11 protein-coding genes, 1 tRNA gene, 1 pseudogene and 1 CRISPR repeat array are annotated in these 11,391 nt (G+C 45.7%); of the genes and pseudogenes, 8 read left to right on the plus strand and 5 right to left on the minus strand.

Annotated features, from left to right (window positions below):
• Both Q0991_RS01335 and Q0991_RS01340 read left to right on the plus strand, forming a co-directional pair.
• Positions 1–777 (plus strand): AAA family ATPase (locus Q0991_RS01335; RefSeq protein ID WP_299484760.1); only part of this gene is annotated, 777 nt, incomplete at its 5' end.
• Positions 778–785: 8 nt separating this feature from the next.
• Positions 786–1,298 (plus strand): TniQ family protein, encoded by a 513-nt coding sequence (locus Q0991_RS01340; RefSeq protein WP_299484762.1) that lies wholly within the window; start codon positions 786–788, stop codon positions 1,296–1,298.
• Between the two features lie 119 nt (positions 1,299–1,417).
• Here the strand turns inward: Q0991_RS01340 and Q0991_RS01345 are convergent, their stop codons facing one another.
• Complete coding sequence (locus Q0991_RS01345) at positions 1,418–2,071, minus strand: hypothetical protein (protein WP_299484764.1); 654 nt, start codon at positions 2,069–2,071, stop codon at positions 1,418–1,420.
• Positions 2,072–2,191: 120 nt separating this feature from the next.
• Here Q0991_RS01345 and Q0991_RS01350 point away from each other — a divergent pair, with 120 nt between their 5' ends.
• From Q0991_RS01350 to Q0991_RS01360, 3 genes are all read left to right on the plus strand, one after another.
• A complete protein-coding gene (locus tag Q0991_RS01350) occupies positions 2,192–2,485 on the plus strand; it encodes a ribbon-helix-helix protein, CopG family (protein ID WP_299484766.1) in 294 nt (97 codons plus the stop codon).
• A 72-nt stretch (positions 2,486–2,557) separates the two neighbouring features.
• Complete coding sequence (gene cas12k, locus Q0991_RS01355; RefSeq protein ID WP_299484768.1) at positions 2,558–3,889, plus strand: type V CRISPR-associated protein Cas12k; 1,332 nt, start codon at positions 2,558–2,560, stop codon at positions 3,887–3,889.
• 366 nt (positions 3,890–4,255) lie between these two features.
• Complete coding sequence (locus Q0991_RS01360) at positions 4,256–4,582, plus strand: hypothetical protein (RefSeq protein ID WP_299484770.1); 327 nt, start codon at positions 4,256–4,258, stop codon at positions 4,580–4,582.
• 530 nt (positions 4,583–5,112) lie between these two features.
• Positions 5,113–5,440: a CRISPR direct-repeat array (repeat unit 37 nt; unit sequence GTCGCAACGTCCTTTTGAGGGTGTTGGGGGTTGAAAG).
• Between the two features lie 383 nt (positions 5,441–5,823).
• Here Q0991_RS01360 and Q0991_RS01365 read toward each other — a convergent pair.
• A tRNA-Gly gene (locus Q0991_RS01365) sits at positions 5,824–5,894 on the minus strand.
• A gap of 215 nt (positions 5,895–6,109) precedes the next feature.
• Here Q0991_RS01365 and Q0991_RS01370 point away from each other — a divergent pair.
• The 3 genes from Q0991_RS01370 (at position 6,110) to Q0991_RS01380 (ending at position 8,483) form a co-directional block, all read left to right on the plus strand.
• The gene (locus tag Q0991_RS01370) at positions 6,110–7,687 is read left to right on the plus strand and encodes a histidine kinase N-terminal 7TM domain-containing protein (protein WP_299484772.1); all 1,578 of its coding nucleotides are present in this window, start codon (positions 6,110–6,112) and stop codon (positions 7,685–7,687) included.
• 140 nt (positions 7,688–7,827) lie between these two features.
• Complete coding sequence (locus Q0991_RS01375; RefSeq protein WP_299484773.1) at positions 7,828–8,199, plus strand: gamma-glutamylcyclotransferase; 372 nt, start codon at positions 7,828–7,830, stop codon at positions 8,197–8,199.
• Between the two features lie 131 nt (positions 8,200–8,330).
• Positions 8,331–8,483, plus strand: coding sequence for a hypothetical protein (locus Q0991_RS01380; RefSeq protein WP_299484775.1), 153 nt, complete (start codon positions 8,331–8,333; stop codon positions 8,481–8,483).
• Positions 8,484–8,496: 13 nt separating this feature from the next.
• On the opposite strand, the gene Q0991_RS01385 is transcribed toward Q0991_RS01380, so the two are convergent.
• The 3 genes and pseudogenes from Q0991_RS01385 to Q0991_RS01395 form a co-directional block, all read right to left on the minus strand.
• Positions 8,497–9,660: a cysteine desulfurase family protein gene (locus Q0991_RS01385; RefSeq protein ID WP_299484776.1), complete on the minus strand. Its 1,164-nt coding sequence runs from the start codon at positions 9,658–9,660 to the stop codon at positions 8,497–8,499.
• A 368-nt stretch (positions 9,661–10,028) separates the two neighbouring features.
• A complete protein-coding gene (locus Q0991_RS01390; RefSeq protein ID WP_299484778.1) occupies positions 10,029–10,376 on the minus strand; it encodes an ADP-ribosylation/crystallin J1 in 348 nt (115 codons plus the stop codon).
• A gap of 438 nt (positions 10,377–10,814) precedes the next feature.
• Positions 10,815–11,391 (minus strand): annotated as a pseudogene (locus Q0991_RS01395) (IS1 family transposase); the annotation flags it as partial.

Here is an 11,391-nt window from a genome sequence, read left to right on the forward strand (position 1 = left end):
CAAAGTGACATTTTTGATGTTGCCCAACGAGATCGTGACCTGTTTGCTTGGTTATCCTCCCAACGTGATGCTCGGTTGAATGGATACGTCAATTCAAAATGTTATGCCGATCTGCGAAAAAGTTGTCATTTTTATCAGCGACTCTTTGGTCAGAAGCGTGGACACCTTTATACCATTCCAGCTCCTATCATTTTTACCGAAATCAGACAGTACGGGACACCCACAGATTTATACCGCGATATCTTACGAGAATTAGGCAATCCTTTCGCTGATATTGGGCGGTTGGTCCATTTACGAACGAGAACTTGGGGAACGCTGAAATCTTACCAAGTCAGGTTACTCGTTATCGGCAAGGCAGATTATCTGAGTTATAAAGCTTTGAACGAGTTGATTGAATTAACCAGAAATCTGAAAATCGCGATTGTTCTAGTCGGTACCTACTATCTCGGCGAACTCTTGAAACGTGGGACCAAACGGTATGCCGATATTGCCAGCACATTTTTAGACTGGCATGTTTTTCCTCCTTTCAAGAAAGCGGATACCGTGGGGATCATCCAACAGTGGGAAGCTCAGGTCTTAAAGGGATGGTCACAACCCTTGAATCTTTTTAGCGACGAGCAGGTCGTCAAAATTCTGTATGAGAGATCAGGCGGTCATGGTGAAGTGCTCTACGATATTCTCCGCAAGGTTGCCATTCTCAAACTGGACTATCCTTCCTTAACGTTTAATTCAAATGAACTATGCAAGATTTTGGCTAGTCGAGACACTCCGTCCTAGGATTTACAGTGAATATCCCTGAGGATCAACGACCATCTTGGTATCTGGAGCCCTTTGAAGGAGAAAGTGTCAGCCATTACTTTGGTCGCTTTCGCCATCAACCTGCAGTCAGTATTCCTAAGCCCTCTCAACTGAGCCAATTAGCAGGGATTGGGCCTGCTCTTTTCCGCTGGGAGCAGTTCTACTTCAACCCACCTCCGACCCGAAAGGAGTTGGAAGCGCTTGCCCAACTTGTCAGCTTAGATCTTAGGCAATTAGAAGAGATGTTTCCACCTGCCAGCGAGAGAACGCTGTGCCGCTCAATACGACTGTGTGCAGCTTGTTACCTGGAGACTCCATATCATCGCAAAGAATGGCAGTTTCAGTCGGTAGAGGGATGCGAGAAGCACCGTTTACGACTTCTATCCCGGTGCCCTGGATGCAATACAAAAATAGCCCTGCCACGAGATTGGAGCCAAGGGCGCTGTTTAAATTGTGGGATGAGGTTTGAGTCGATGGTGAGATATCAAAAGGCGTATTGATATCTCACCAATGAAAAAAACTCGATGTTATAAATCGCCTGTGAGGAGTTGAGTCGATTCGTCAGCTCGGTCAGAGAATATTGCTCCCTCAAGAACCTCCTGCAAATACTCAGCCTTTTTCAGGATCCAGGCTTGCCAGAATGGTTCATCTCTTTCTTCAGAGCAGAAATTATTGGATAGTGTTTTTGTTTTTCTTGCTCCAGATTGGTGAGTTTCTTTTCTAGAGTTCTCACTTTCTTTGCCAGGTAGCAGAGGATATCTAGAACCTCTTGCATCGGGTCTGCAGATTGATCATGTTGCCAAATGTCAGGAAGACCCTCAGACTCACTAGTTTGGATGGCATGGGGTGAGAATCCATCAAGTTCCATGACTTGCGGACTCATCACATATAGGTATTGTTTACCTGTACCAGTTGCACTTTGAATCTTCAATCGCTCTACAAAATTCTGAGCATGTAATTGCTTGAGGTATGTGTAAGCCGTTGATAGACCAATCTCCATTTCTAAGTGCAGTTCATGTGCGGTTAAACGACCACCGTAGCGCCGAATTACAGTAACAGCTTCTTGTAACGAGGGTTTGAGAACTAATTGTGGCGTGAGTTCCTTTGGTACATCTCCAGTGTTCACAATCTCATTCACTATTGACAACCCGACCGACAAAATACGCTTTTTGTACAGCAGGCACCAGGTATATGAAATTTTTCCAAGAAATTCACGGGTAAAACTCCAGCAGTTTAATCTGAGAAAAGCACAAGCCAGCCAGAGAGCCACCATAGCAAGCAACTCTCTGGCCGACGATTCAGTAGAGACTATATAGCCACTACCTATTAATCTTAAGATAGTTAGACACTATATAGCCTCTAATCTTATGCATAGTATAAGGATAAGAGGTTAATGCCTGAAAAAGGGCGCAAGAAACTTCGGGGACAACCCGAGCTTTACGATGAGGTCAAAGGTCAAGTGAACCTGTCGTTGACAGCAACTGGAGTCAAAGGTCTTGATGAGCTTGCCAAGCAGATGGGACTATCTCGGTCTGAATTTATTGAGCAAGTAGGTCGTGGCCTGCTTCCCGTACTTTCTCCTGACGAGTTGACCGCCTTACGCAGGATTCTCACCCAGCTTAAAGCAGACAACTCCGATGAAGATCTTGTCGCATGTTTGGCAGCCTTAAGCCGGTTGATGGAATAGGCCAGGATATCTCTAGATTTACCTCAACTGCTTCTCATCGTGGATTCTGTCGATTTCTATGGAGAACAGGACATGGTACTGAGAACGGTTCAATGTGTCCTTGATGCCCCACCCAAGACTCTCAAGAAGTTCTGGTATTGGACTGAGAAATACACGCTTATGGTGAGTGCAGTCATAGAAAAGGTTGCAGATGATTCTCGATTTCCACGATGGCAATCAAACGGTAAATGTCCAGAAAGCATTATCGATAAAGAGTTCGTTTGCCCTTTCAAGTCAGACCCGCAATATACTGGCTTACCTGGTATTTTCTATATGTCTGCCAAGCATGTTGTTTCACAGATTTATGACTCCTGGTTCGCGATCCAAAAAGAAAGTACATTTCGCCTGGAGCAGAAGAAACGGTGGCTGTCGATTGTTCAACCGGTCTTGGAGCATGATTTTAAGGCCCCTACTCATGATGAGATTTGTACCAGGGCTTCCCAGTGGTTAGTCTATTCGAAGCGTCACGCCTTCAAGAAAGAAACGAAAAAGCCATCACGCTTTGAGCAGCTAGTGCAAGCAGCAGAAAAAAAGACTGAGAAAATTGACCTGCTAGCCATTGCCTATCTCTTGCTCAACAATCTAGAAGTTCCTGAGGAGCCGTTTCTTGAGGAGAAGCTTATGAAGCGGTTTACCAAGAAAGAAATCGAGATTGAACGACTGGAAGCCAAGATTGATCAATCTCTACCCAAGGGAAGAGACCCCCTAGGTGCCAAGCATCTGGAGCGTCTATCTGAAGCAATTTCACTGCCCAAGTTATCAGATGATCCGGAGAAACTTGATCAAGAATTTCAGTTCTGGAAACAGCAAATTCAAATACCTAGCTTCAAAAGCTTACATTATCCCTTGGAAATAAAGAGTTCAAGCAAAATCTATTGGCCGACCATTGGGGTGGTTTCGAATAACGATAAAAACATCAAAGATACTCCTACCAAAAATCCCAGAAGCCTATTAGGGCTATCATTTTCAGGATTTAAGGATGATGTATTCCAGATCAGGTGCAATCGCAGACAACTCCATTTCTTCCGGCGTCTTCATGAAGAAGGGAACCACTTTCACGAGCAAGAAAATAAGGGCAAAAAAAAAGATTCTAGTGTCTGCCCTCCCCCTGGTGGGCTCTTCCCTCTCAGATCTGCACGACTGTTATGGCGTCCGAGCAAGAAGTATAAAAGCAAGAAACCCTGGGTCACTCATCGACTGTATTTTCATGGCACCATTGATGAACGACTGCTCTCTGATGAAGGAACCGCAGAGGTCCGAGCTGAAAAAATCGAAGAGGAGAATGGGAAGTTGCGATCTTTTGAGGGAAAATCGCTCAACACACTCAAGGAAACGCAAAAAATATACCTAAAACGGACTCAATAATCCATCAATCGTCTTCAGAACGCTTCTCTTAGAAGGCCCCATGTTTCTCCTTATAATGGAAATCCTGAATTAACTATGGGCGTTAGCCTTTCTTATGGGCTCCCACTTCAAGCCTCAATCGTAAATAATCAGACCCGCAAGTTGGTTGCAACCATCACGGCTCCTCAACTACTCAAACTAGAGGGCTATCAAGATAATCTAAAACCTGCTAGGAGAAGTCAATTCGCCTATTTGATAGGCCGTGTACATCGCCAAAGAGTCTATTGGCGCAAGATTAAAAAGAAAGAATTCTCCAAAGGAAGGCTACGTCGTTCAAAGAGGCTAGAAAATCTTGGAAAAAAATGCGACCAGCTCATTGCGTATCATTTGATTCAATGGGCTCAAACTCATCAAGTTAGAGACATCGTCCTTCCATCTCCCCATGGCATTCAAGATCAAATTGAAGCTAGAGTTCAGTCTCTGGCTCGGCTCAAGTTCCCCAACAATAAAAAGCTCCAGAAACGGTATGCAAAAGCCATTCGCCTGAGGTATCCACGTTGGAGCTATACCCGTTTAATTCAATGCATTGCAGTCTGTGCTGAGAGACGAGAGATGAAGGTGAACATCTTGAAATTCTATAAAAACGCTGGTCCCTTTGAACAATCTGTAGAAATTGCTTATGCTCATCTTCAGCACAATGCCCCTAGTCCCTGAAGATTTGCGAAGTGGCTATTTTACGCCTGATTAGGAGAGTAAAATTAACGACAGCGCATGGATAGTAGGCTGTAAAGCCGAATACCGTGAAAATTATGGGCCAGTTTAACTACTTTCCAGTCCCTGTAGTTGTCTGCTTTTGAGTTCTTTTCAAGAACTGGGCAGCATGGTCGCACCTGTTGCAGAAAGCAATGTTTTTGAGATTGGTTTCATTACCTATTCAAAGATACAGGCATACGTGTCGTGGCAGCTCTAAAATGCCCCTCAGGAGGAAATTAACCATGCCTTCCTTGTCTATGGGAGGGTGTTGTTAATACCTAATCGGGGGGAGCCCTAGACTCTCTGCGCTTTTGTAGGTCACTAACCATTCAAGAGGTCCGCGCAATTCCTAGGAGTATTGACGAGTATGAGTTACAGGCTTTTGGAGCTAGCCTCCAGGATCTGCATATTCATTAATTTCCATCTCATTCAAGAGGTTCGCGATTTCACTCCTTGAAACCTATTTGGTGACTTGGTTCTAGCTGGGTACTGTCGCAACGTCCTTTTGAGGGTGTTGGGGGTTGAAAGATGGCGATTAACCACTGGGAACGTGCGGTGGAAACGTCGCAACGTCCTTTTGAGGGTGTTGGGGGTTGAAAGGGGATGAACAAGTTCAAAAGAAAGAAAAACAAGAAGTCGCAACGTCCTTTTGAGGGTGTTGGGGGTTGAAAGTTACGATGATGGGATTGAGGCTGGTCTGAGCGACCGTCGCAACGTCCTTTTGAGGGTGTTGGGGGTTGAAAGGAGACCGGGTATACATCGTCTTCTGAAAGAGAAACAACGTCGCAACGTCCTTTTGAGGGTGTTGGGAGTTGAAAGGCTTAGCCATACTTCCCTGTTCCAGTGTTTCCCACTCAGAATAGCCCTAGAATAATTGCGAGAGTCTAGAGCGATGAAAGAAACCTTAGCCTTCCAACAACAGCTACTTGAATGCTGCGGAAATCGCTGTGCTGTTTTTTTGGACACTTAAGTGTGCAAAACGAGCAAATAAACAGTCTTTCCTTTTCTCAAAAAGTTAAATGTGCTGCTTATTTTTCAAACCAATGTCTTCCTTTTAACAGCTTAAATAAGTCAGTTAATTTCTGGGGGTAAGGATTACAGGCCGTTCTCAAGATTGCTAGTCATTAAATTTTGCTCACAGTTATTTACCTGTTTTGGACACTAACTGTGCAAAACGGACAAATAGCTTTGCAATGTACAAAAGCGGGTGGGGGGAATCGAACCCCCATCATTAGCTTGGAAGGCTAAGGTTTTACCACTAAACTACACCCGCATATGGCTGAATATTCAGCACAATTCAGGCTAACACAATTTGGCAATTTTTCTGCAAGCCAATCGAACCGCCCCGGCTAACGTTCCCCTCCCGATCAGAGAAGCAAAGCCTAACCCAGCAGAATCCACTATCTATCAATGTCAATAGATGGATGACCCTTTATCTCGGCTGGGGTATGCGGAATAGGCTACGATAGTGCTAATTCATGACAGATCATGCTGATTTACTACCTCCTAGCACTGCTACCTGCGATCGCAGCTTTTGCTACAGGTAGTATTGCTATTTATGTATGGCAACAGCGGTCGGTGACAGGGGCAAAATCCTTTTTTGGATGTATTCTTTGTATCTTTATCTGGTGCTTCTTTGCCGTTCTGGAGTATCTCAGCACTGAAGCAACGCCCCGTATCGTTTTTGGCAAACTACAATATCTGGGCATCCCGTTCTTTGCCGTCTATTGGCTAGTTTTTACCCTGCGGTTTACTCATGATGACTCGCGTCTGACTCCTCAGAGAGTGAGATGGCTGATGGTTTTGCCCATCCTCAGCATGATCTTTGCCTTTACAGATCCTTTGCATGGGCTGATTTGGAAGTCTGTTGAACTGGGTCACACCCCCGCCCCCCAGCTGATGATTCAGCATGGCTGGTGGTTTAGCTATGTGATGATGCCTTACAACTACTTGCTGCTGCTAGGGGGAGTTGGGGTACTTCTCAATGCCTTTTTTACGAGTTCCCAAATCTATCGGCAACAAATCCTGATACTGCTAGCAGCGTCAATTATTCCCTTCTTCTCCAGTCTGTTGTACTTGCTCGCAGGTTTACATTTTTACGGGTTAGATCTAACCCCCATCAGCTTTGCCCTTAGCAGTTCGATCATGATTGTGGGGTTGTTTCGCGGCAAACTGTTTGAAGTCTCGCCCATTTCTTACCGCACGGTGTTTTTGAACACCGAAGATGCAGTCATTTTCTTAGACACCAAAAATCATATTGTTGATTTAAATCCCAGTGCTTGCCAGGAAAGCCTATTTGGCAATGTTTTAGGTCAGCCTTTTCATGTCGGGTTCCCAGCCTATCAACATCTGCTAACGACTCCCCTAACCCAAGAAATTACAGAAACGATCAAGTTATTTCACCTGTCCCAAACGCTCTTAAAAGAAGTCAAAATCCGAGCCTTGTATAGTCCTGGCCGTCGTCCAGTGGGATCTGTGGTGATTATTCGAGATATTACTGTAGAACATCAAAAACAGGCACAGCTAAAGCATTTCGCTTACTTTGATAGTCTCACGGGGCTTTGTAATCGTCGGCAATTGGAAATTTCAGGTCAATTGGCTCTCAGCTCGGCTGGCAAAGGACTCTGGCCAATTGCCTTGCTTTATGTTGATTTAAACGACTTCAAGCCAATTAACGATATTTATGGCCATCAGATTGGAGACACCGTTCTGATTTATGTGGCCAAGTGCTTAAAGACTTGCGTACGTCAGGGCGATATTGTCGCGCGCGTTGGCGGGGATGAATTTGTTGCCCTACTGTTTAAGGCCAATCACAATGCTGCGAACAACACCCGTGAGCGGCTTTCAATCCGGCTACAGCAAACCATAGAAATAGAAAACCACTCGCTCCAGATTACAGCGAGTGTGGGGGTTGCTTGTCATCCTCAAGATGGGTGTACCTTATCCGAACTGCTCCATTATGCGGATCAAGCCATGTATCGCCATAAGAGAAGTTACCGCAACCAACGATCGACTCGCCGTTCCTTGGTCGATCAAACCCAAGGCACAATGGGATCGCCAAAGTAATGGTCTCGAATCATCAAGATTATTATTTTGCCTATGGATCCAACCTATATCAATCCCGATTACAAGCCCGTGTCCCTTCAGCACGCTTCATTAGCCTTGGCAAACTGTAGGCGTATCAACTTAAATTTAATAAGATTGGTTTGGATCAATCGGGTAAAGGTAATATTAAAGCAACCGGACGGCTTGAAGACATCGTTTGGGGAGCCGTTTTTCAAATAGACTCATCTGAGTTGCTCCATTTAGATCAGGCCGAGAGTTTAGGCGTGGGTTATAAACGCCAACATCTTAGTGTTGTGACTCCTCAGGGGCGTCTTAACGTGTTTACCTACTTGGCATTGCTTCAGGATGATGCGTTGTGTCCGTTTGACTGGTACAAGGCTTATGTTGTCCAAGGTGCGCTTGACCTGGGCATTCCAGCAACCTATATTCAGCAAATTCAGGCCGTTCCATCTATCCCCGACCCTGATGTTGAACGCCGTCAGTATCACTTCGAGCTGCAGCAGCCTAGATGATTGTTAACTTTGTTCATATCCCAAGACTGTTTTATAACGATTAATCGCAAAGCCTTCAAAAGTCGCTTCAGGCTTGGCATGCTTATGGAATACGCCAGAATCATCACTCCTTTGCTCCCTCAGATAGAATCATGAATCCCTTTGTGTCCCGACTGTGCTCCAAGACGAGTTTAGCGATTGGCCTATACATCAGTGCAATGGTCAGTTTAGGCTTTTTAGCCCATGCTCAGCTAACTGCAATGCAGTTGATGCAATCAGGGCGGCCCGTCAGTGTATCGCCTTAATGTGCAAATGGGCTTAAGCGATCGCAACGGCTTGAGGCACGATTCGTTGCAACAGTTGAGTGAGGGTTGTAATCGTCCAGTCAATATCTTCGGGAGTCGTTTGCTTGCCTAAGGTCAGACGAATCCCCGACAAGGCCTGCTGATCAGAATATCCCATCGCTTTTAAGACGGGACTCGGCGCTAGTTTGCCGCTATGGCAAGCTGAACCCGCGCTGATGGCAATGCCTGCTAGATTCATCTGTCGAACTAAGGCTTTGCCCGTTACTGCAGCAGGGACATCAGGATGTAGGCAAAAGCTAAGGTGATGGGGAAGGCGTTGGTGTAGATCGCCGGTGGGCAGTAGGTAGGGAGAGTCACGGAGGTGAGCAAACATGCGATCGCGCATCTGTATTAATCGGAGACGCTCTGTAGCCATCTCTTTAGCCGCCATCTCGGCAGCCAGACCAAATCCAGCAATAATCGGCACCGCCGGTGTACCCGATCTCATTCCTTGTTCTTGTCCTCCCCCTGCAAGTAGGGGAACTAGGTCAGTCCCAGGACGGATATATAAAGCTCCTACGCCTTGGGGGCCATAGAGTTTATGGCTAGAAAGAGAGAGTAAATCGACGGGTAAGGTTTGCACATCAATGGGCAGTCGGCCAGCGACTTGTACCGCATCGGTATGAAAAAGAATCTCTCGATCTTGAGCGATTTTGCCTAATGATTGGATCGACTGTAGGGTACCAACTTCGCTTTGCCCATAAATGATCGAGACCAACACGGTATTGCTGCGGAGCGCATTCTCTAGGGCAATGGGAGAAACGTGACCGTGTGAATTGACGGGCAAGCGAGTGACTTGCCATCCCTGTTGTTCCAGTAGGCGAGCGGGTTCCAAAATCGCAGAGTGCTCGATGCTGGAGATAATCAAATGCTGGGGGTTGGCATAAGTTCTAGCCACACCCATCAACGCTAGATTATTGGCTTCGGTGCCACCGGAAGTAAAAACAATGGACTCTGCTGGTGCATGAATCAAGTCTGCAACCTGCATGCGAGCCTGCTCTAAAACGGTTGCCGCTCGTTGCCCCCATTCATGCACACTTGAAGGATTGCCCCACTGTTCTTGCCAAATATTGCTCATGGTGGCAATTACATTTGGATGGCAAGGAGTGGTGGCGCTGTAATCCAAGTAGATTTGCATAGTGGGTTTAGGCGGCTAGGCCGTGGCCTGTCAGTGAGAAACGGATCAATCTCTCTCAGTCTAGCTGGATACAGCCCAGCGGCTGTTTGAGAAGTTGTGAAAGCTTTCTCTATTGGAGCACGGGAGTCATTTATCCGTAAACTGTCTCGGGTCGAACAATCACATCCCCACTCGGGCGGTATTCGACAGCGTTGAGACGATTAACGGGGACTTCTAGATGGCGGGCAACCTGCTGTCGGCGCGGTCACCTATCCCCACTTGAATAGCATGATGCGATCGCCCTTCAAACTGAATATGCACTATTTTGACCTCTTAAATCATGATGGATGGTGTTCTCTTCCTATTGAGACCAGAGCTGTTCACTAAGGTTAGCGATACTCCCCAATTACCTCAATTGCACCGACGATATTATCGTTCAGCTCTTCCAGTTTTTCTGCGGGAATCCACCATTCTGTATGGTGAGCACCCCCAACTTTCTGGATTTCATAGTTGTCCATAAAAGATTTTTTGACGCTGAATCGAGTGATATATCCAACCCCACTCTCTTTGATATTCCATCGGGTGGCAATATCAATCGCGTATTGCTCGTTTGTAACTGGGTAAAAAATGGGCTGCTCAGGTAGCCTTGGCGGACAGCGACGGAAATTAGCGTCTTCGAGCAACTTCAATTCTGCAGGACCCGTCGGTCGATACATTGTAATAACGGAATTTTTCATTGTTTTTGATATCAGGCATTGCTAATATTTCAGTTAAAAAAAATTTGTGAATGATAATGAGGAAGGTGGAGGAATCGAACAAAAGCCTCTAATCCTCGGTGATAAATAGATCTTTGAAACTGAATATCTCTTAATACCCCCAAATGTACCCCCATAATCCTGCACTTGATCAGGTTATGCATGTGTGTAAGATCATTGCATTATATACTACATGCATGCTACATTTTTACTGTGCTTCCTTGGACATTAAAGCATCGCAAGGTGTTTATCCTGGGGAAATTGCCATCCCCTAAACGCTCTACTAGCGAGGGTTCGAACGTATTCAAAAGTATTTTTCGCTGCTCTGAAAGTTAGGACCCTAAAGAGACTGTAACCTTTGCCAGTTGGATCGCTGTCTGTGCCTTCGTGAGTCTTCAGCCAAGCTTAATAGACTTTATCGGAAACTGCACTCTGTTGCCAGACTTTACCAAATTTATTCTGTCGTCGATGCCAGCGTCCAGTCTGTTGTCGTAGTATTCCATTGGTCCATTCTTAGCGCTTCGCCAGGGCTTTACTCACTTGATGGCTCACCTTATCGGTCAAATGCCGTGAGTATCCTTCCCAGCCATTGGTTTGCCAATGGTGACAGGCGGTTTTGCCCTTAGTATGCTCAATCAATTCTTGAGCGAGCTCATCGGTATGTTTGCCTATGCGACCACTGAGCACCAAGCCACTGTCTGTAGCGAGACTCAACGCTATCCAGCTATCGCCTATGCTTAACTCTTCCGGTTCACAATATTTTTGCTTTTTTTGACAAAGGACCACAATTCATTTGCATTGATGATGTCAGTCGCTACGGCCTGAACATCTAGATTGTGAATCATTTTGGCTTTATCGCTCGTTGAACGAACCACACTCACACAGGTGTCATATGCCAACCCGTAATGTGAGAGAGTCCTTGCAGACTATTGCCTTCAGTATGAGATTGAAGAATTTTCTGGATCGTTTCAGAAGAAAGTTGATGGCGATAATGGAG

Origin of the sequence: Acaryochloris sp. IP29b_bin.137 (assembly GCF_028285745.1) — a bacterium.
GTDB lineage: Bacteria > Cyanobacteriota > Cyanobacteriia > Thermosynechococcales > Thermosynechococcaceae > Acaryochloris.